Annotated in this window: 19 protein-coding genes; 8 read left to right on the forward strand and 11 right to left on the reverse strand. The window is 42.8% G+C overall.

Annotated features, from left to right (window positions below; genetic code table 11):
• The first annotated feature begins 300 nt into the window (after window positions 1-300).
• The gene (locus tag VCHENC03_RS13155; RefSeq protein ID WP_230599413.1) at window positions 301-1,767 is read left to right on the forward strand and encodes a lytic polysaccharide monooxygenase; all 1,467 of its coding nucleotides are present in this window, start codon (window positions 301-303) and stop codon (window positions 1,765-1,767) included.
• Between the two features lie 503 nt (window positions 1,768-2,270).
• Here the strand turns inward: VCHENC03_RS13155 and VCHENC03_RS13150 are convergent.
• The gene (locus tag VCHENC03_RS13150; RefSeq protein WP_009706006.1) at window positions 2,271-3,206 is read right to left on the reverse strand and encodes a universal stress protein; all 936 of its coding nucleotides are present in this window, start codon (window positions 3,204-3,206) and stop codon (window positions 2,271-2,273) included.
• Window positions 3,207-3,423: 217 nt separating this feature from the next.
• Between VCHENC03_RS13150 and VCHENC03_RS13145 the strand changes: the two genes are divergently transcribed.
• On the forward strand, window positions 3,424-3,855 hold the full coding sequence (locus tag VCHENC03_RS13145; protein ID WP_009706007.1) for a GNAT family N-acetyltransferase: 432 nt from the start codon (window positions 3,424-3,426) through the stop codon (window positions 3,853-3,855).
• Window positions 3,856-3,992: 137 nt separating this feature from the next.
• On the opposite strand, the gene VCHENC03_RS13140 is transcribed toward VCHENC03_RS13145, so the two are convergent.
• Window positions 3,993-4,616 carry an HD-GYP domain-containing protein gene (locus VCHENC03_RS13140; RefSeq protein WP_009706008.1) on the reverse strand — a complete coding sequence of 208 codons (624 nt, stop codon included), beginning with the start codon at window positions 4,614-4,616 and terminating at the stop codon, window positions 3,993-3,995.
• Between the two features lie 760 nt (window positions 4,617-5,376).
• On the opposite strand from VCHENC03_RS13140, the gene VCHENC03_RS13135 reads away from it, so the two are divergent.
• On the forward strand, window positions 5,377-7,737 hold the full coding sequence (locus VCHENC03_RS13135; protein WP_009706011.1) for an adhesion domain-containing protein: 2,361 nt from the start codon (window positions 5,377-5,379) through the stop codon (window positions 7,735-7,737).
• A gap of 10 nt (window positions 7,738-7,747) precedes the next feature.
• A complete protein-coding gene (locus VCHENC03_RS13130; protein ID WP_157621127.1) occupies window positions 7,748-10,087 on the forward strand; it encodes a hypothetical protein in 2,340 nt (779 codons plus the stop codon).
• A gap of 30 nt (window positions 10,088-10,117) precedes the next feature.
• Here the strand turns inward: VCHENC03_RS13130 and VCHENC03_RS13125 are convergent, their stop codons facing one another.
• The 9 genes from VCHENC03_RS13125 to VCHENC03_RS13085 form a co-directional block, all read right to left on the reverse strand.
• Window positions 10,118-10,591, reverse strand: a complete 474-nt coding sequence (locus VCHENC03_RS13125) for a hypothetical protein (protein WP_232310328.1) — start codon at window positions 10,589-10,591, stop codon at window positions 10,118-10,120.
• Window positions 10,557-10,982: a hypothetical protein gene (locus tag VCHENC03_RS13120; protein WP_009706014.1), complete on the reverse strand. Its 426-nt coding sequence runs from the start codon at window positions 10,980-10,982 to the stop codon at window positions 10,557-10,559. Before VCHENC03_RS13120 ends, VCHENC03_RS13125 begins: the two co-directional genes overlap by 35 nt.
• A 2-nt stretch (window positions 10,983-10,984) precedes the next feature.
• A complete protein-coding gene (locus VCHENC03_RS13115; protein ID WP_032802716.1) occupies window positions 10,985-11,425 on the reverse strand; it encodes a winged helix-turn-helix domain-containing protein in 441 nt (146 codons plus the stop codon).
• A 72-nt stretch (window positions 11,426-11,497) separates the two neighbouring features.
• Window positions 11,498-12,289: a LysM peptidoglycan-binding domain-containing protein gene (locus VCHENC03_RS13110; RefSeq protein WP_083481834.1), complete on the reverse strand. Its 792-nt coding sequence runs from the start codon at window positions 12,287-12,289 to the stop codon at window positions 11,498-11,500.
• Window positions 12,289-13,329, reverse strand: a complete 1,041-nt coding sequence (locus VCHENC03_RS13105; RefSeq protein ID WP_009706017.1) for a hypothetical protein — start codon at window positions 13,327-13,329, stop codon at window positions 12,289-12,291. The genes VCHENC03_RS13110 and VCHENC03_RS13105 overlap by 1 nt, the downstream gene beginning before the upstream one ends.
• On the reverse strand, window positions 13,329-14,030 hold the full coding sequence (locus tag VCHENC03_RS13100; protein WP_232310329.1) for a hypothetical protein: 702 nt from the start codon (window positions 14,028-14,030) through the stop codon (window positions 13,329-13,331). Before VCHENC03_RS13100 ends, VCHENC03_RS13105 begins: the two co-directional genes overlap by 1 nt.
• A complete protein-coding gene (locus VCHENC03_RS13095; RefSeq protein ID WP_009706019.1) occupies window positions 14,030-16,804 on the reverse strand; it encodes a TcfC E-set like domain-containing protein in 2,775 nt (924 codons plus the stop codon). Before VCHENC03_RS13095 ends, VCHENC03_RS13100 begins: the two co-directional genes overlap by 1 nt.
• On the reverse strand, window positions 16,801-17,319 hold the full coding sequence (locus tag VCHENC03_RS13090) for a hypothetical protein (protein ID WP_009706020.1): 519 nt from the start codon (window positions 17,317-17,319) through the stop codon (window positions 16,801-16,803). Before VCHENC03_RS13090 ends, VCHENC03_RS13095 begins: the two co-directional genes overlap by 4 nt.
• Window positions 17,320-17,337: 18 nt before the next feature.
• Complete coding sequence (locus VCHENC03_RS13085) at window positions 17,338-17,859, reverse strand: hypothetical protein (RefSeq protein ID WP_009706021.1); 522 nt, start codon at window positions 17,857-17,859, stop codon at window positions 17,338-17,340.
• Window positions 17,860-18,101: 242 nt separating this feature from the next.
• Here VCHENC03_RS13085 and VCHENC03_RS0125840 point away from each other — a divergent pair, with 242 nt between their 5' ends.
• The 4 genes from VCHENC03_RS0125840 to VCHENC03_RS13070 all read left to right on the forward strand — a co-directional run bounded on the left by VCHENC03_RS0125840 (window position 18,102) and on the right by VCHENC03_RS13070 (window position 20,816).
• Window positions 18,102-18,698 carry a winged helix-turn-helix domain-containing protein gene (locus VCHENC03_RS0125840; RefSeq protein ID WP_032802717.1) on the forward strand — a complete coding sequence of 199 codons (597 nt, stop codon included), beginning with the start codon at window positions 18,102-18,104 and terminating at the stop codon, window positions 18,696-18,698.
• Window positions 18,691-19,140 carry a hypothetical protein gene (locus VCHENC03_RS13080; protein WP_032802718.1) on the forward strand — a complete coding sequence of 150 codons (450 nt, stop codon included), beginning with the start codon at window positions 18,691-18,693 and terminating at the stop codon, window positions 19,138-19,140. Before VCHENC03_RS0125840 ends, VCHENC03_RS13080 begins: the two co-directional genes overlap by 8 nt.
• Before the next feature lie 2 nt (window positions 19,141-19,142).
• A complete protein-coding gene (locus VCHENC03_RS13075) occupies window positions 19,143-19,574 on the forward strand; it encodes a hypothetical protein (protein ID WP_009706024.1) in 432 nt (143 codons plus the stop codon).
• A gap of 150 nt (window positions 19,575-19,724) precedes the next feature.
• Window positions 19,725-20,816, forward strand: a complete 1,092-nt coding sequence (locus tag VCHENC03_RS13070; protein WP_009706025.1) for a linear amide C-N hydrolase — start codon at window positions 19,725-19,727, stop codon at window positions 20,814-20,816.
• The last annotated feature ends 550 nt before the right edge of the window (window positions 20,817-21,366 follow it).

The raw sequence follows: 21,366 nt of genomic DNA on the forward strand, positions 1-21,366 counted from the left end.
AAATTTCTTTTGTGATGATTATTTAAGTGATTGTAAATATTGTTATTTGTTAGTTTTTTGTCAGTATGTTCTGAAACTGTCGTTTTATTTAAATTTGTGATGTTTGTTCATATCGATAATCGTCAAACTTTCATTGATAGAACTTACGTATATTATTTTTAACTGTTTACTGATTAAAACTATAAACATGAAATAAGTAACAACGGTTATAAAACATCCGTTGAATCTTATTTGTACTATAAACGGTAGAGAGTGAAAAAAGTGAAAGCAAATAAAAACATTCTTAAAGCAGCAGTGGGTATGGCGATGCTATCTGGCCTACCAACAGCAGCAAATGCTCACGGTTGGTCAGAGTTTCCGAGTGCTCGACAAAATACATGTTATGAACAAGGCGGAATTTGGTCGGGTAACCCACCAAATGCGGCTTGTGCTCAAGCAAAGGAAATCTCTGGTTCTTATCCTTTTGTTCAGCGTAATGAATACGCTAAGAACATTACGGATTTCAACAATATGGCGGCAGTAAAAGCTGCGATTCCAGATGGTACGTTGTGTTACGCAAATGACCCTCAGAAAAAGGGCATGGGCGCACCGCATACTGGTTGGACACGTACGGAACTAAACACAGGAACATTCGAATTTGTGTTTAACGCGACCGCACCTCACAACCCTTCATTTTGGGAATTTTACCTAACCAAACCAGGTGCAGATCTGAGCAAGGCACTTGCGTGGGGTGACCTAGATCTTATCCAGACAGAAGGTAACGTGCCAGTGAGCGGTGGTAAGTACCGCATGAACGTGACAATCCCTTCAGATCGTTCTGGTGATGCGATTCTTTTTGTTCGCTGGCAGCGTGATGATGCTGCGGGTGAAGGCTTCTACAACTGTTCAGACATCACTATTGTGGGCGGCGAGACACCTCCACCAGAGCCAACGCCACAGCCAGACCTTGTGAAGGGCGACCTTTATATTCCAGTTGATTTCGTCGGTCCAGATCTAGGCGATACGGTGAAATACGACATCATCAACAAATACGGTGAAGTGGCACGTAGCTTCGATATCGAAGTGAATGCATCAAACATCAACGATTGGGAACGTCTACTGGCTTCAGAAATCAATGGTTGGCACGCCGAGTTCAAAGACGGCGCAGTCTTCATCGGTGATTGGCATGAAGAAATGTCACACTACATGTACTTCCAGAACGATCCATCACGCAACTTCTTTAACTCAAAAGATAGCCGTGCATCTGGCATGATTTCAGTTATTGATGGTGATGAAGGCGGCGTGGAGCCACTGACTGGTGACATCTACGAGCTTGTTAAGAGTGACAAGGTTGTAAATGCTGGCGACAAAGTGGTTATTGCAACTAGCGAAGCAGCGAATCTAACGCAAACCCAAGGTTCAGCAGTTAGCATTCAGAACAATGGCACGGCTTCTATCGTTGTTGATACAACGGCAATCACACAAAATGAAACACTGTCGTTTGTTGCGAATGCAGTGAACAGCGAGCGTGCAGAGACATTCACGTTTGAAGTTATTGCAGATGACAGCACGGTAGACCCAGAGCCAACACCAGATCCGGATCCAACACCAGACCCAACGCCAGATCCAAGTGGTGATGCATGGGACGCTGCGAAAACTTACCTAGGTGGTGAAGTGGTATCTTACGCTGACCAAAACTGGAAAGCTCAGTGGTGGATTCAAGGTGGTGACAATCCACAAGCGACTTACCAAAAAGACAAGTGGGGTGTTTGGCGTCCAGCTAACTAATCTCACTCGTTAAAGCCAAAAGGAATTGGCTAAGGCAAGCATCAAAGCCATCGCTCTTATTAATAGAGTGGTGGCTTTTTCATATTAACTAAATATAAGTTGAGGTCCGTCGATAAGTGGATGTTGCACAATTGGCAAGTAGAAAAAAGTGGTGTGCTAAGATGCTTATTCTTAAAGCATTTCATGCGTTAATATCCTTTTCGAGCGTTAACTAACACCTCCTATAGTTAGACCTCACCTTATAACGACAATAATGCGAAATTAGTGCTTGAAGCCCCATGGAAGTGAGGGCTTTTTTTTTGCATTTAGGCTAGGCAAACATTTCAAAACGCATCTTCAGACTGCCTCTTTTTCACTAAACGAAGCCAGTATTATCTGACTCGTTAACAGCGCTGCATGTCGCTTTTAACTTTCACCATTCTATATCGTGGATAGTACATTTGTGCATCAATGCTTCGTATGCAGGCCCGCTTCTTGATATGAGAGGCGGGCTTTTTTCATTTTTACGCCAAGGGAGAGATAAAGCCTTCTGGTTTTAAAGCAACCAGTGAGCAGTCGATTGATTGCAGGACATTCTCGGCGGTATTACCAATGATTACCCCTTGGATTCCGGTACGCGCAATTGTACCCATTACTAATACATCGATTTCTTCCTTAGTGACCCAGCGAGGGATTTGCTCATCCGCAGAACCATGAAGGTGATGAACAACAGAATCGCCAGCGATACCAGAGGTAGCAATAATGGCATCGAGCGCTTCACGGTGTGCAGTTCGGTGCGCGTTGATCTGCTGATCTAGCACATCGTCTTCGATTTGAATCCACACGTGATGCCTCAAATAGCTTTCCATCTGATATTCCCAGCACGACACGATGTGTAATTGTCGATTGAAAGAGTCGGCGATTGCACGCGCAAGTTGCAGCAATTCAACCGTAAGGACTTCTTGTTCTTTACTGGAGATAATCGGATCGATAGCAACGGCAACGCGTTTTTTCACCATTGAGTGTTTTGGTTTTCTGTTTAACCAAACTGGGCAGGGGCATTTTCTCAGAAGCTTCATGTCGAGTGCTTTGAACCCTTTGCTGCCTTCATCCAGCGGTTCAGCATCTTTAATTACGAGATCATAGTGTTGCTTAGAGACAGACTGGATGATGGAGACGCCAGGCTGATCGCCACTTTCAACATTAATTGGGAACGGTTCTACTATGTCGGAAGAGGGGTCAAGGTCCTGTGCTGCTTTGATATCAGAGAACAAACTTTCTATCAGAGAGTTTTCGTAAGTGTGTTGATACTCGCTCATGTTGGTTGGCATCGCAGGGCAAACAATCAAACCCGATAATCTTGCATCATGCGACTTAGCGAGTTTCATCGCTTGTTCCAGTGAATCACTTTTACCTTCTAACCCTTGGCTTACGAATAAGATGTTTTGAAATCTTTTCATATCGACCTCCTTTTTATTAAGTGTTGTATCAAGAAGGTGATATTTCCATGTTTATATTGTGGTTAATTGCGCTAGGACAAACCCTCCGCCATTTCGATTCGATGGGCAGTGGATCTCAATGAACAGGATCTTCCAATGTACACGTCATCACCAAGTTGCTAGACTCACGCTTCGCGGCTGCACATTGAACTTCAGTCCACTCAAAGAGAGAACATCTATGACGGTAGAAAATGTGCTTCCTGAACACTATGCAGAGCTGCTAGCTGTTTGGGAAAATTCAGTCCGAGCGACGCATAACTTCATCACAGAAGAAGATATTGAGTTTTTTAAACCGATCATCATTGAGCAGGCATTTCCTGCAGTCACCTTAAAGTGTGTGAAAGACACGACAGGTGCAATACAAGGTTTTGTTGGTGTTCATGAGGAGAAAATCGAGATGCTGTTTCTTCTAGATCAAGCAAGAGGAAAGGGCATAGGTAAGATGTTACTGCAACACGCGATCAAATATCTCGGCGCAGTAAAAGTCGATGTGAATGAGCAAAACCCACAAGCCGTCGGTTTTTACCAACGTATGGGCTTTAAAATCGAATCTCGCTCACCACTCGATGATATGGGTAAACCATTTCCAATTTTACACATGACGTTGTAACGCTCGATATGTCGTACATCCGCCTCAATCAGGTTTTGTTAGAAGAAACGCCCAAAGCTAATAACTTTGGGCTTTTCCGTTTGTGACTGTTGGATATAGGCAGTCACTCAAAACAGGTATAGGAAAGAAAATGTTTTTCATGACATGTTGCTTTTACCGTGAGAATCAATGTAAGTAACAAACAGCTCGACTAGATTTGGATTAAACTGGCCTTTATCTTTTTCGGTTAAAAGGATGTTGATTGCTTTCGAGTTAGGCATGCCTTTTCTGTAAGCTCTGTCTGAAACCATTGCGTCCCATGTGTCAACAATCGCGAGCACTTGCGCGATAAATGGAATCTCGTCGCCCTTAAGTCGAAATGGATAACCATTTCCATCCCAACGTTCATGATGAAGACCACCAACCATTGTCGCTGTTTCTAGAACTTTAATGCCTCTTGCTATCTGATAGGTGTGCTTTACATGCTCGCTCATCACTTGACGTTCAATTGGCTCAAGCTTGCCATGTTTATGGAGGATAGCCGTTGGTGTTTTTAGCTTGCCTAAGTCATGTACTAAAGCTGCATCAAAAATCAGCTCTAACTGCGCATCTGTAAAACTCAGAAACTCACCAAAATCATAAGCGATTAAGCATACATTGAGCGTGTGTGTGTAGGTTTCCGGAGAGTGCTCAGCCATTTCTTGTAGCAACTCAAGTGCTGTAAATGAATGTGCATGATTCAATGCCATTGCATACACATGATTGAGTTTGACGTTTTGCATACCTATACCTTAAGTCGTTCGTTTGGGGCGGCAAGTATGGTGAAGGTCAGTGCTTGTGTTAAATGAATGGTCGTGAATCGAAATTAATTAGGGTTAAATCGGTGTTTTAGAACTTTTTAGAATGGCGTAATTGTTTGGAATCAACGAGATAGCGTCGTATAAAACAGATGGTGAAAATCTATGGAAGAATGGGTTTTAGATTGTGGTTGCGTGGGAAAAACGGTTAACAGCTATGTCTCATCAATACGCGATTAATGGCATTATTCACAATCATTTATTGGTAACTGATTTCGCTCGTGTGGATGATAGCTGCTCGAACAATCAGTATTAATTATCACATCATGACCCGAACACTATTTCACATTACATTGTGGCGTACGACGATAGCTGAATTCTCAAAGGAGATTGGATACTCTCAACATCACCAAGGGTTGGTCAACAACCGAATCATCATTCAGTTGACTCCCGAAAGAACGCGACTGGTGGCAACTGTTCATTTAGATGCCCACTCTCTAAACTATGAAATTAGCAGCACTCAAGATTGCTTCGATTTTTGCCAACTACTTAAGGCAATAGAAAGTGTCAAAAGCTTCTAACCAGCCTTGAGCTCTGGATTTCATCAATTAAAAATAATTAATTCTCAAATTAATCATTTTAATAATCATAGTCTTAATCGTTAATAACTAATCATAGTCATTTAGTGGTTACTTTGAAGCGTAGCAGCCAAAATGGTTGAATCTTCAACAACCGAGTGACATCAATGAAACTGTTCAACATGTATCTGTTGAAAAGGAATTCATCTCTATCTGTACTAACAAGCGTCTCCCTCGCAACACTTCTTACTGCGTGTAATGGTGGTAGTGAGGGCGGTTCGGACAATCCGGTAATTACCTCACCTGTCGACAATACAGCGATCTTCTCTGCCAACATCGGTAACAATGCTATTGTTGGTGAGCGCACTTCTATTAACGTTACTGGTTATGTCAATACAAGCGATGATAGCGAGTTTGAGATTACGTCTGTCGAGTCGTTATCAGGGGACGCTTGTCAGGTCGTCAGTTCTGGCTCAACGTCGTTTGATGTAAGCTCGAATGAAACGCAAGATTGCCTGTATCAATACCGAGTCTCTCCAATGAGCAGTAGCGCACAGTCAGAGTCTTATGTTCGTGTTGCTTCTGCTTCAACATATGCATCGACATCGCTACCGAGAATCACTGCTTCAACCACAGAGAATCAAGAAATCATCATTGACCTTGAAACGGAGTTAGGTGCTTCGATGCCAGATAGTAGCTACGAGTTACAAGAACAGATGGTTGTTATTGGTAACGGAAGTGCTACTTATCTCGACTCACAACGCATTCAATTTATGCCGACAGGGAAAGGGCAGAGTGAGATTTTCTACAGCTACGAAAGCGACTCTGCTATCAAACAAGGTACGATTTCGGTTTCTGTCTCGGAGTTGACTGAAAACACTCCACCAACTGCCGATACTTTTGCTCATCAAGAGCTCATCAAACTTGGTGAAAGTACCACGATAGATGTTGCGTCATATGTCTCTGATTTGGATGGAGATAACGTTCAGTTAGTCAGTGTTGAAGACTTTAACTCTACGATCGCATTGTTGTCGCCAACGGACGTAACGAATACTCAATTTACGTTCGAGTCGACAACACCTGGTGCTCACGATGTGGCATATACCGTCAGTGACCACATGGGAGGATACACAACATCGGTTGCTCGAATCGAAGTAGAGCCTGATTTTTCATTGATTCAAGATTGGGAAGACATCGTCACTTACGACCCTGTTATTGATACAGAGATTCGTTTCTTTGCGCCAATGACAAAAGTATATGCAGACTACGTAAATGCCTCTTACACCTCTACCTATACAGAAAATGGTGAATATGGTTTGAAAGATGCAGAGGTGGTAACGCAAACACTCACCCAAGCACGCCAATACTGCAAGGTGCGTGGCGGACGTTTACCCCTTCAACGTGAACTTGAAACCTTAGTTGCAAATGAAACCAGTGCGTTTAGCAACCACAATTGGCCAACGAGTCAGAAGTATTGGACAGCAGACAAAGTCAGTGAAACCAATGCCGCGACGGTTAACTTGAATGATGGCCTGATTGGCAGCCAGTCAAAAACAGTGGCTATGTACACAACGTGTGTTGACCTCAACAGTGCAGCAGTGAGTGATTTCTCAGTATCGGCGATAGAACAATCGGCTACAGGAAATGAGTATGTTTATCAGATTGAAGTTCTTCACCCTGATGGGGGGATTGCGTCATATCAAGATGTAGAAGTAGAGGCATTAAGTGAAGCTGGTGTATTTGACTCTGGAAGCTCTTCAATATCTCTTGTAATGGATTCCAATGGCTCACAACAGCTTTCTTATTATGATACATCGTTTAGTAAATCAGTAATTGCTGCTGAAGTTGGGTCTGCAAGGGATTTATTTCCGTTTGTCCCAGATGAGGGAGCATCGGCATTGGAGACTACAGATGGGACTAAATGGAATCATATCGATATTAGATATGGCCTCACTCTACCGTCTATCGGTGAAAGTGGTGTGCCTATCCTCTTTAGTTATGACTCTCCGGATGGAATGGGTAGCAGCACTGTGTATAAACAGAGCTTTTCAGGAAATGATTTTGTTATGGCTCTCCACATAAAAAATACAGGGCGAATGGGTAGTGGTGCTGTGTCGTTTTTTATCCAGCAACAAGGAAATCTACCTGATCAAAGCTGGTTTAATGAGGAGGAAGATCCTGAACGAGATCAGCCAGGTGCACCACATACTTCAGACACCTTTAACATCGTGACGCAGTTTTCAAAAAACCAATTCAATTTATATCAAGGATTTGACAACTTTGTAGGAAGTAATTCAGCTGATGTTCAGCATGAAGACCGATATTTATGGTTCCAAAAAAAGGGAGATTTTTTGTACCACTATTCGTCGAATACACCAATCAGACCGAGTGAACCGGATTTTTCAAAGCCTTTCGATTGGGGGGATATAGATCCTACCAAGCCTTATTGGGTAGGAACTGGGGGAAGCACAAACTATGAAGATTTAGAGGCATTTCTCGTTGATGCTAACTTTGCAAGTTATTTATAAAGGTATGACCATGAAAGTATTTGGAAAAATTAGCTTTATCTTCTCCTTATCTTTAATTTTATCCGCATGTAATGGTGGTTCTGGTAATGATTCATCATCCAACAGTGTCGAAGGAAGCACTCCCGAAGCTGTGAACATTGAAACTTCTCCTATCCAATCTAAAGGATTGGTGAGTGAAGAAGTTGCTATCGACGTTTTGGCTACAAATGATGTCAACGCGGTGATGAAGGTGACATCTGTGCGCTCAATGTCAGGAGATAGTTGCCAGGTTACGTCCATTGATGAACAGTCATTTACGACTAGCTCTGACGAAGTAGGCGAGTGCCAATACGAATACACAGTCGCCCCACAAAATAGTGAGCTTTATGTTGGTGAGGAATCTTCAATTGCTCGTGTTTCTGTGTCTGAAACGGCAGCTGATAATACATTACCCAACCTTGCAGAAACGACGGATATTGATACGCCTGTTGTGATTGACCTTTCTCTGGAATTAGCCGAGGAGCTTGATACATCAGTGTTCTATCTATCGTCTGATGCATCTGTGCTTGGCACTGGTATTGTGGATAGCGATGTGGCTAACAACATGCTTACTTTTACTCCTTCTGATGTGGGTGTTTCTCGAATTACTTACTCAATGACAGATGGTTCAGTCACCAAGCTAGGAACGATTGATGTTGCTGTTTCTGATACACAGAATACGCCGCCAGTGGCCCTTAACTATGTCCGTGAAGGAAAGTTAGATAAAGGGATGTTGGTGACGATTGATTTAACGGACTATATCTCTGATGCAGAAGATGCGGTTATCCTCGAATCCGTTAGGGCTTACAACGCGGAGACGAAAATTACGTCCGCATCTGAGCATACCTTTACTTTTCGTTCCTCAGAGCCAGGAGCACATGAAGTTGCTTACACCATTAATGATGGTCGCGGTGGATACGCGGTTGGACAAGTTTATCTTGAAGTAGAGCCTGATTTTAGCCTTGTTCAAGATTGGGATGATGTAACGATTTACGACTCAACAATTGGTGCCGATATTACGTTTACGGCCCCAGTAAGTAAGGTGCTAGCGGACTACACCAATACCGCGTATACGAATTATCAAGCACAAGATGGAGTTACTGGGCCGAAAGGAGCGGAAGTGGTCACCATGAACCTTGAACAAGCGCAAAACTACTGTGCGACAAGGAATGGACGTTTGCCAATCAGCCGTGAGTGGGAATTACTCATTACAAATCAAGGTAACCTTTTTAACTCTCAAAACTGGCCTGCGGGTGCAGATTTTTGGAGTGCAGACATGATCTCCGAAACTGGTGGCAAGAGCATGAACGCGACAGATGGGACGATTTCTGAGTTAGCGAAGTTAACAGGTGAGGGGTTCGTTACCTGTGTGTTGTTAGATAGTGAGGCTGTGAAGGATTTTTCAAGTGAAATTGAATATGTTACGCGCCCTTATAGTAACGTAAGTGATGTGTCTTTAAAGGTAACTGACCCAGACGGAAGTTTAGCGCCATACCAGAACATTGAAATCATATCTGAACGTGAAAAAGGCGTGTTCAGTAATTATGAAACAAGCGAAACTCTTTTGTCGGATGCAAGCGGATCAGCAGTTACCACATACACAGACTTATCTTTTAACAATGAAGTGATCAGTGTTACAAGTAGCTCAAATGCAAAATCTTCAATTGCTTATTCGTCTAAAGACGCGGTAACTGCCTCAACTTTGCCTGTGAATGAAAGCAATAAGTGGAATCGTGTTGCAGCAGAGAGTGGTACGATTTTGCCGATAGATGATATCGGCATTCCATCACTCTATTATGGAACAGGCGGATCAATAAGAGCACTATCAGTATTTAATGAACGCTCTTTTACTGGTAGAAACTTTATTGGTTACGTTAAAGTCGAAAACTTCGGAGAAAAAGATGCGATATCCGGTAAGTTATCGTTTATCGTTCAGCAAGAATCTATAGTCCCTCAGTCAGGTTGGGGGGATGCAGCCTATCAACCAGGCTCACCTCGTAGTAACAAAGCGTTTGAAATAGTGACCAACTACTGGAATGAGAGAACACAGGTTTTTTCTGGTTATGGAAACTCGGTAGGTCTAGCTGATATGAACGTAGCCTCTCATGAGAGGCATATTTGGTTTGAAAATAACAATGGTCACTTTATGGTTTACTCCTCAGAGACGTCAGACAAACCACTAGAACCATCAGTATCATTTAACATGGATTGGGCAGGAATGGATCCAGACCAACCTTATTGGGTGCAAATCAGCAGCCGTATTAGTCGTGACAGTAACTCTTTAGGGGTTATGACGTACGTTACTGATGCTAAGTTTGCGTCTTTTGACTAATGAAAAGCTAGCCAATCTTGGCTAGCTTTTTTAATACCAATTCAACTGGCCGGATAGCCTGGCAAGTTGCTTCTGTGTCCCTTCAGACTCAATTTCTTCATCGTAGGTCAGCAAAAACTCTTGTTTGTTTAGGCGTTCAATTCTTGCGTCAAAATATCGGTTGTTTGCGTTGATGAGATCCCTTTTAAACGCTTGTGAAGAGTGATCAGCGATGTACAAGTACTGGCTGTTCAGCGTCAAGAAGTAAAAGCTGCTGTTTGTGTAACCGACAATGCCGGAACTCTTTCTCATTGTTCCGTCTTCTAATGTGGTAATGAAAGTAAACAAACCATTGTTTACGTACACGCTGAGTTTTCGGTTAGGGTTGCTCAATTGGCTTTCTATGGAGAACTTCGAGCCTAGCAAACTTAACCAAGGACTTAGGATTACCAAGCCCCCTATAATTATCGACACCTTCCACAATGAGAGCTTACCAGAAGCCCATTTGGCCAGTAATTTCGACATTATCGAGCCTTTCATATTCAAACCTCTTGCTGAGATAAACGGTGTTACTTTTTTCATCGAGTTGAGCGACGTTGATTTGAGAGAGGTAATCTTTAGCGTTGAGCGTTATTGTTTGGGCAGCATTTTGATTGCCATCTAAAAATTCATAGCTCTTGTTAAAAGACAGCATAAATACCGTATTGTTTACCACCGCATAAAGCCCTTGGCTATGACGAATGACGTCATGAGGCATGAATTGGAGTGATGAATAAAAGCCATGGGAAAATTGTACGTGCGTTTCTAGTCGTGTTGAGGTCACAGGCGAATACACGGTGAAATCACCACCAGTAGCATTGATAAAAGGCATTGCAACAATGAGCGTCGCAATACCAATCGTTCTTTTGAAGTTCATGATTAGTATAAAGAGTAATAAAGCGCGCTGCTGTAAAGCAAAATGAGAACGCTAAGGAAGATGTCTCCCCAACGAATTGAGGGGAGGTTAGCTTGAGTTGGGTAAGACGGCGCTTGCAATGGTCCTGCCCTTTCTCCCGTTTGTTTTGAGTCGGAGAGAGAGGTAAAGTCCTTGGTTGCCCTGGATCGCAATGACATTAGGTTTACACCAACAGGCAAAACCAGTTTGTAGCCTTGCGTTGGATAAGCCCGGATTTCAATGTGCGAGTTTATAGTGCCCAGTTTTCTACGCAGTTTCATGATACTCACGTTCAGTGAGTTAGAGCCGATAGGCTTATCTGGCCAACCCGCCGCGATGAGGGCATCTCGGCTGTAAATTTTGTCGGTGTCATCGAAGAGTGTTTTCGCGATGTTTAAGCTGCTTACGCTCATGGATACCGACATGACTAAGCTTTTTGTTGAGTCGTCATAGGCATCAATGGCGAGATTAGCCTCATTGATACAAAGCAACATAGTTTATTGGCACTGCAAGTTTGGGATTATGACGGTATCCTTTGGATGAATAACGTCTATATCATGTAAGGTTTTAAAGCCATCGTTGGCTGACATCAGCTCGGTAAATGAAATGTGATGTTGGCTTGCGATTTTGTACAACCAATCCCCTTCTTTTACGCGATATAGGTTCGCCTTACACTCTGTGTCGCGATCTGTGTATTCCATGACCGGTATAACTTGCTTGTCTGTTTGTGTTTCAGAAACCACTTGAATCTCATCATAAACAGGAGAGGGCGCTTGAGTGTTGGTCTTTTGGAATCGATATTGAATCCCGAACCCCAATGATTGCAATTTATAGTCTGGCTCCTGACTGGAAATGAACTTGTAGCCAAAGTTGAACGCCCAAAGCGAGTTTAGCTCATATCGAATGCCAATTTGTGCGATGGGCGAGCGCTCGTCGTTTTCCGATATCATGCCCAACCCACCGTAAAGTTTGTAGCGTTTAGATAGAGGCAAGGTGCCCAGCAACGACAGATCGGTTCCATAGCGAGAGATGTTTTGAGTGGTGTTTCGGTATTCACCGACTTTGAGCATATCTAGCTGGCCATATGTACCGGTTGACGCTTCTATTGCCCAGGTTGGAGAGAGTTGATAGCCAAGCTTTATCCCTCCTCCAAAAGAGGAATCAGAGAACTCGGTATCCGTTTTGCCGTTATGGGTGAGGGAGCCTCCCACGTACCAGTTGGTAGGCTCTGCAATAGCAACAGAAGAGAAGCCTGCAATGATTCCCATTATGAACGTAGTTCTATTCATTAATACAGCTCCTCGAACATAACGGTGAAACTTCCAGAGTAAGTGCCGGATTCAACTTTGGTTGAAGGAATATCTTGGTAACTCACCATGAGATCAAAATTAATCACATTGGTTGGCGCATCGAGTACATAACTTGTTTCGTCATTCGTCAGTTTGTTTACACCATTTTCTACCCAAATAGGGTCCTCACAGTTTGTGGAAGTACATTCAATACTAAACGGGATCTCTGTCTTCCCAGTGTTGGACGTCAACGTGAAATCATGGGTTAGCAAAGTCATAGATAATCCCGTGCTAAAGGTTCCTGTTGCGGTAATATTGAACATGGTTTCAGCTGACACAGTATGGTTGGTTGTGTCATAAGTAGGGTTCATTACACCATCACCAGCCACATCGATGCTTTCCAAACTGTTAGGAACATAATTGATATTGACGGTGAAAACGTCAGATAAAACACGATAGGTAAGGGCGCCACCTGACGACTGATAGTAGTATCGAATGTCAGCAGGAATGGTTGCCGTGTACACACCTTTCTCTTGTCCCTGCAAAGCGGCCAAGAGTGCGGTTGTATCCAAGTCAAATGTTGGCCTGTAAAAATAAAAAGGGGTAACCTCATTGCTGTAATCAAGAGAAAAGCTAGCGCTACAACTTTGCGTGCTGTCATCTGCAAGAGTGACAGTATTTCCAGATAGCTGCGATGTTGCGCAGCTTGGGGTTACAAGTTGAGTGTCATTACGAACATAATTGTTAGATGACACGTTGTATTGCACGCCTTTCAGCCCGATAGGGGCATTAACGCTTGCCCCAGTCGGTCCAGTTAACGTCATTTCATCTGGCTTGTTGGTTAGGTACGCGCCCGGAAGAAAACGATCTGTGGGAGTGAGACCACTTGCTACTGTCCAGTCACTTAAGGTGTATGTGTTGCCACCTAAAGCAATGGCGTTCTCAAGTCGCAATTGTTGACCTTCAATGTGAACATTAAGCGTGGCGCCATGAACCAGCGGGGCTGCAAGCAACAGTAACCAAGAAGCAGAACGAATCATTACTTGCCATCCTTTAACGTTATCTTTTTATGGTAGCTTTCGTCATGGTTAATAACGGTCACTTCTACTTGATCTTTTGAGATGTTTTTAGGCAATTCATACGTGCGCTCACGGCCTGACAAGGACATAGCGGTAAATTCGCAGTCTTCTGTTACCTTATCTGTACATTGGTCCACATAAGCGCGGATGAAGCTGTTACCCGTGTTGTTGATGTGCAGTTTCCCGTTCGACAGTGATACTGAGTAGTCGATTTTCTGTGTTTTCGCAGGAATCACAAAGAGAGGACGATAGCCAAAGTTGATCGTCACAGCAGACTGTGATTTTCCTTCTGGGTCGTAAGGTGATGGTTCAAAGCTAACTAGGTAGTATTGGTCTTCGTTAAAATCACATTTGTTACCACACAAGGAACGCACACCAACTTGCTTTTGGCGGCCTGATTCAAGGATCATCTTTGGATGAGTTAACGTTACGCGCCAATCAGAGAAGTTTGACTCTGTATAAGGTGTGCGCGTCAGTTCGCCATTTTTAACTTGCAGCTGAGTGATATTCGATTGAATGAACTCAGTGGTCGATTTGTTGTTTGAGATAGTGAAAATGCCGTTTCCGTATTCGTCACCTACTAACAACATAGTATCTACATTCATTGCTGAAGCTGCCGTTGAAATAAGTGCAGCAGCGAAAATTGGAAGTGATTTCATCATCAGTTACCTTCTGGTCTATTAAGTACAAAGTCGCGCTCTTGTTGCGTTTCCGAGTTGGCGTACTGAGCGACGTTTTCAATGTTTTGACGTTGTTGATGACTGAGTTGAAGATCCTTATCTCCAGTCAGGTAAACAAAAGACTTACGGCCCAAACGCGTTGTTAGCAGTTCAGCGCCATTGTTGGTCATTGCCTTAAGTTGTTGGTTAATCTCCGTGAGGTCATCGAACTGACCGATGTACATCACATTGATTTCTCGATTGTTTTTGACCAGAACTATTGACTCCAATGGTTCAAGATCTGGCTGGCAGTAATTTGTGCCAAAGTTTAATTGTTTTGCATCGTCTATCGATGGTAAATAACATTGCTGGCCACCGCTCTTGAGTGAAAAAGTTTGCCCTTCTTGAACATCAACCTTGTGAATACCTGAAGTAATGTTTGAGATAGACAAACACGCAGGGCCTTCACATTCGATAGTCTCAATGTCGTTACCGAAAATATCTTTGAATTTACTTACAAAGCTGATGACTCGGCTGACATTTGAGTTGAGTTCAATTACGGTTCCTGGGTGCGTATAACCCGTCGCGTTTTGCTGACCTGTGTTGTGCAGCGCAACACTCTCCACATCTAATTCGATAGTGCTGGTTTGATATTTATCGAGTGAAATCAAGCCAGAATCACCATAGATGTATTCTTTATGCTTCACTTTGTCGTCAGCTTTTACCACCAACAAACCTTTTGTTTGGTCCTCTCCATTGTCAAAACGAATGTTGTTTTTCGTATCAACAGAGACGTACGCATCACTCTGCTTCGTAGTGAAGTGAATGCTATTCTTACCAATAACTTGTGTACTGCTTAGCGACGCGTTAACTGACTTTTCACCGTTGTCAGCAAGGTACACAAAACCATCTGCCTGATAATGTTCGTTTCGGTTTGCCGCATAAGCTGTCACATTGTTGAGTGAAGATTGCGACGAGTTTGCATAGTAGCTGTTGCTTGCCGTTAGACGGAGATCCTTCTCTTCACTATCGAGCAGATCACGAGTTTCTAGACTGTTGGTGTATTGGCTAAAGCCATCTTGATCTATGGTGACACTTGACTTGCCTCTTAGCTTAAAGGACAAGGGTACAGACCAATTAATAGCAAGAGTCAGTTCGCCTTCATCAAAGTCAGAAGCCAACGATTCGTTGTTGTAGCTCAGGTTGACATCAAGATTAGAATCAAGCACGAAAGGTGCACTTAACCCTGATGATAAGAACCAGTTTTTACGCTCGTTGTTGTAGATATCTGCCTGATTTAAGTAGTTTACCGACCCATATCCACGGATTTTTTTACCTAGTGTGAAGCTGCTCGATAGACTCAGTTGCTCCTTGCTCGCGGCGCCATACAGGTACTGGGCAAAGCGGTTCTTCTCTTCGTTATCGAGCTTTTCATAGGTGACGCCGATGCGGCCCACATTTAAGTAGCCAGATAAGTAAGAGGCTTCGCCATCAATTGAAGAGGCCATCACTTCATAACGGCTCTCAAATGGTAAATACCCTTTGAGGCCAACTTGCCCCATGTTGTGCTCTTCGGTCACAGTAGAGCCCAAGGCGAGGGTTTGAGTATCAGACCATTTATATGCCACTATGCCTTGGAGATAAGGCTTGGCTTCGAAAGACTCAGTCTTCTGCGCTTCAAATTCATCGTCTTCATTGATGACCTCAACATCCGCTCCTTGGAATTGACCTGCTGAAATAAAATAGTCGAACTCTCCGGTGTTAAGCGTATCGGTTTGTGCGTTATAAACACGAACTGACTCCGAGGAAACCACTTGAGAACCAGCAGTGATCTCTACCATCACGTCGTAAACACCACTAGGAAGCTCTGAATAGCGAATACTGCCTTGGCCTTCTGTGACCGACTTTTGGACGATGATCTGTTCGTCTTTGTAAACTTTTAGAACGCCACTAGAAGGGGCATAAAAAAACAAAAACTGGTCATCATTGCTATTTGCTCGACTTAGGTTCTTACTTGAAGATAGATTTACACTAGCTTCATGGTACTGAGTGCCATTCAATAAAAACGATGTGCTGTTCAATGCCAAGCGGTCTTGATGATAGCCGGCGGTTAGGCGCAAGTTTTTGTGTTCGATATTGTAGTAACCGTAGTTAACCTCGGAGGTTCCTTCTTGGTTGCTGACATAAGTGTCAAGATGTACCGAGCCATAAGGTAGACCCAAAATGAGTTGGTCACTGAGTGACAGGTTAGGGCTACCGCTAAAGCTTGACGTTGTGTATACATTTGCGCGATTGATCAAACCAGGATTTGCATTGTACGTTGACGCGTAGTCTTTCTTTATTGCTCCCGGTTTTGTATTGGCAAGCAACGCTTTATTGACGTAAATGTAGAGCTTGTTTGTGTGGTAATCATAGAAAACATCGTATGACTCAGGATTAAGAGAACATAGGTTCAAGTCACCCACACAATCAACGCTGTTTTCTGCGCCAAGCACCAAATCATTAGTAATTTTCGTAGCCGTCACCTTGGTTAAGCCAGAGTGCACTAAGTGCTCCACTAACGTTTGAACGTCATTCTGATCTTGAAGTTGCACTGAGTTGTATGTGACTAACATCGGCAACGTGATGAACGAACCATTCAGCCCTTTGATTTCGACATCTCGAGCTTGTTGCTCATAGAAATCTTGAAAACCTTGAGGGATCGGTGCCGCAAAAGAAGTGTCACTAAACGAAAGTGTTACCAAAATACTGGTAGCAACGGTGGAAATTTTATTCACAATGAAAGCTCCGCTAGCACAGATAGTTCGCCTTGACATAAGCTCGCGCTCTCAGGCAAGGTCCCGAAAGAAAATTTGACGTCGTATTCGCCAACCTTTACGCCATCCGAAGCTTGATTGAACTCCATTAACAAAGGTTCAATCTCTGTTAATGGTTGTCCCTCAATGTAAACTTGAGCAAAATCTGACGGTGTTACTAGGGCCGTCTCATCCGCGCTGTAACACTGTGAAGTGTTGCTCTTCATAAAGAGTTGAAACTTCATTGATTGGTCAGAACTCGGAATGTCTGTCGTGACCGTCAACAAAGTGAACGCATCATTAAATGTGTTCGTTTTCGTATTTGTTTTTAGTGTTAATGAAGAAGGGGAAAACGCGATGTCAGTAATCTGGTGAGAGAAAAACTGACTTTTATCGATTTCACTGACCAACTGAAAAATGTGTGTTTCTGCTTTTACGCTGAAAACGAATGTTCCAGTCAAGATGCAAAATAACGAACGAATCAAAGAAAACTTCACGTTTCCCCCTTTTGTCAATTAAAGGCCGTCTTCGTAGCTAGCGGTCATTTGAACACTAACTTGACCTTCGCCTTGTACAGCAATATCGGTGATTGGTTGTTCATTTTTAACCGTCAGAGCAACAACGCCTGTTTGAAGTTCATTGAAATTACCCTGAGTGAATGTCGTGCCTGATAGTTGATCAGTTACCGCTACGTCAGCTTCGTATGACATTGAACCATCCATCATTACTTGAGCGCTGATGTATGACCATGTTGCTAGAGGCTGACGGTCACCAACGGTTTCTAATGCAGAGTCATAGTCACGAGCTTCAAGAATCACCTCTGTAGAAGTGAACTTGCCGTCTTTCTCAATGAAAAGAGTGCCGGAAGCAATCTCGCCGCCGCCTTCACCTGTAATCTTTAGGTTTGCGCTAGGAACAGAGCTGCCAATTAGACCGCTCCAGATAACTTCGGCACTTGCTTCATCTGCTGCATTTACCGCCCCAGAAGCGAAAGTGATTGCTGTCGCGCCCATCAAGAAAAATGTATTAAGTTTCATGTTTTTCACCTATGTTTAAAAAAGTTGTTGGTTCGTATCCAATATGAAATCGAGCCGTTTTTCGTCGACGGCAATTTGAATCGATTGAGCGAAAATTTGGAAATAAAAGGCTGTTAATAGTGCTTTATCGAGGATTAAAAGAGATTTAATTCAGTTGAATTTTATTTATAAGAGTATGAAAAATTTGAATTTATATTTTTTTATACAACAATTAATGCTAATGGGGTTGCACGAGGTTAAAGATGTACGAACGGCTATCTATTGATACGGTTAGAAGAACGATTACCTTGGTCGATAGTGAATCGGGAAAGGAGAATCAACCACTTGAACTGAATCGGAGTGAATATAATTTGCTTCTCGCTTTTTGTGATTCTCATGGCGAGGTCATCGATAAACAGGCGTTGATTGAATTGGGGTGGCCCGGAAGAGTTGTGGGAGAAAACTCGCTTGCGGTTGCAATTATGAAGTTACGCAAAAAGCTCGACAGTCTCGAATTGGGTTTTGAGATAAATAACCTTCCTGGTGAAGGCTATGTATTCATCAATGCAAAAAATGTCGGGATAGAGCATGAGAATGGCGCTTCAGATGCTAGTAACCCTGAAGTAGAAGAAACGGTAGTAGCGGAACCTGTTGTAGAGAATCTAGCCGACATAAAAGAGGAGGCTGACAAATCGGAACCTCGACATGTTGAGATTCAACATACAGGGATAAAAAAGCTGATCAGAAAGCCGATTTTTTGGGAGGTTTCACTCGGGATAATTGTTGGCATCGTCACTTTCTACTTCGTTTATCGCGAGGCATTTGAGTGTTTTGATTGCTTTGGAGGAGTCGGTGGCTAACGTAAAAAGACTGAGCTTTAGATTACTCGTTGTAATCGGCATTGCGTTTTTTCTCCCATGGTTCTTTTCTCTTGGTACTTATTTTTCTGGTTACGCCCACTTTCAAGATGAAGAGCATGAGATCTTATTGACGGCTAAATCGGGTATCTACAAAACCATCCATACTTTTGATGGCCAAGTGTACCGCGTTCACACTGGTATCTATGCTTCTTTAGGCAGTTCAATGTATTTCTTTTCACTTGATGGGAATTACATCGAAGGCCTTGACCCCGAGTTCGCTGAGAAGGTGATCAGTTTAGATTTATCTCGTTATTTCCGAGGACTCACTCACGTTAAGCTTGCAGATCGAGGGGATGGTAAGTGGATCGGTAAGATGCAAAAAGCAGAGAGTGAACATTTATTTGATGAAGTGGTCTTCAATGGCCGCTTGGTGGGGTGGTGATAATGACTACGAAGAAAAAAGTAATCATCTACCTAATCTTATTCATCGCTCTATTGTCTATTCCATGGGTTAATGCACTCAGCAGCAATTTTGTAATGGAAGGGGATTTTGGTGATAGGAGTGTTAAATTTATCGGCTCTCATGGTCGATATAAACTCGAAGCGAACTATCTCTCAAAGACACATGTTGTGAATACGGGATATTACGCTTCTCTGTTTGACACTTTGTATCTGTTTCAGGTGCGCCGAGATAAAGTCGCTGTTGATGATGCGTTTGATATTAACGAGTTTCTGAGGGGACATCGAATTGTTATCGTTTTTAAGCTTAATCAAAAGTCCGACAAGGAGTACTCGATCAAATTCATCGAAGAGGACCCACGCAAAGGCATTTCTATGTACCCAGTAACCATTGAAGGTGACTTGGGGATTCTATAGTAAACAAGGAGTAGTGCTCTAATCACTAGAGCGCTATTTTGTGTCTACACGAGCAATTTTATATTCCACCATTTTGATATCTTTTCGATTGTAAGTTGCTTAAAAAGGAATACAATCGCGAAATGTTACCCCTCCTTGGTGGATCTAAAAATGATAAAGAAAACCCTCCTTGCTATGGCACTTTCTGCGAGCATTATCGTTCCGGCGAGTGCTTGTACTGGCATCTCTCTTTCTACTGTGGCGAATGACCACATTCATGCTCGCACAATAGAGTGGGGCGAAAACGATCTCAACAGCAAGTTGATTGTTGCTCCCCGTGATTACACGTTTACCTCGACTATGCCGGACCAGAAACAAGGTTTGAGTTGGAAGAGTAAGTACGGCTTTGTTGGGATCTCCGTCAGTGACGATCGCTTCATTGGTGAAGGTATCAATGAAGAAGGACTGACTGCCGGTTTGTTTTACTTCAAAGGTTACGGCTCGCTAAAAGCGTACGACGCGAAAGACCGTGCAAACAGCATCGCTGATATGGACTTTGTTCGTTGGATGCTGTCGCAGTTCAAAACCGTCGATGAAGTTAAAACAGCGATGAAAAACATCGATATTGTTCCGGTTTATATCGATGAGAAAGGACAGCCTTCACCAACTGGGCACTGGCGTGTTACCGATAAAGCGGGTAACAACATCGTCATTGAAATCATGGATCATGGACAAGTACACATCTACGACAACGAAGTCGGTGTACTAACGAACTCACCAACGTTCCCGTGGCAAGTGACCAATTTAAATAATTACATTCATTTGCAGCCGGGCACTAGTGCGCCAACCAAGTTTGGTGGTGTTGAGGCGAAGTCGTTCGGTATTGGCTCAGGCTTCTTGGGTATGCCAGGGGACATTACACCACCATCGCGATTTGTTCGTGCGGCGTTTTTCGTAAACACTGCTCCAGAATCAAAAACGGGCGAAGAGGCGGTATCACAAGCATTCCACATTCTGAACAACTTCGATATTCCAATTGGTACAGAATTTGGGCCTGAATATCGTGAACATATCCCTGATTTGGCGAGTGCGACGCAATGGACCTCAGTGATCGATCAAGGTAACAAGGCGCTGTACTACACCACGATGCATGACAGTCGAATCAAGAAAGTTGACTTGACTAAGATTGACTTTGACAAAAAGCAAGAAGTGAAACGCGAATTGGATAACGGGACTTTTACGTTTACAGACGTGACACCTTAGTTTTCCCTCGAACGTATAAATAACGCATAAAGCGGAGAAGGTTTTCCTTCTCCGCTTTTTTATTTCCGAAATATCATGAATTTCAAATAGCGTTTTGAAAAATGAGGTATTGATTCAGCAAGTTATGAAGCATGAGTTATTGGTTAATGAATTTCATGACTCTGATTCCATATTAAACAGACTTTATGCGTTATTTTTTAATCTTCTTATTTATCAGTCGGATGAAAATAATAGTGCTGTAGTAAAAGTCTGATCTTTTCAACAACAAGAGGTTGGTTTAAAACTTATTTATTTAACTTTTATTTACAGAAATATGCTGCTAAATATTTAATTATTTTATGGATGCAATAATCTAAAATTACTTAAGTTCTTGAAAGTTATTGCTTTTATTTTGGTGGTTTTTGGTTTCTATCATTGTTGTCTTGATGGCTTTGAAAGCGGTGTTAATTCTCAGGATAGAGCTTTAAATTCGCCAAAACTAATTAAGTGATTTCTAAACTCATGAAATGGACGCTCTGTTCGAGCTTGCTCGATAAGAAATATTTTAACG

The sequence above is a fragment of the Vibrio sp. HENC-03 genome (assembly GCF_000305755.2).
Classification (GTDB): Bacteria; Pseudomonadota; Gammaproteobacteria; order Enterobacterales; family Vibrionaceae; genus Vibrio; species Vibrio owensii.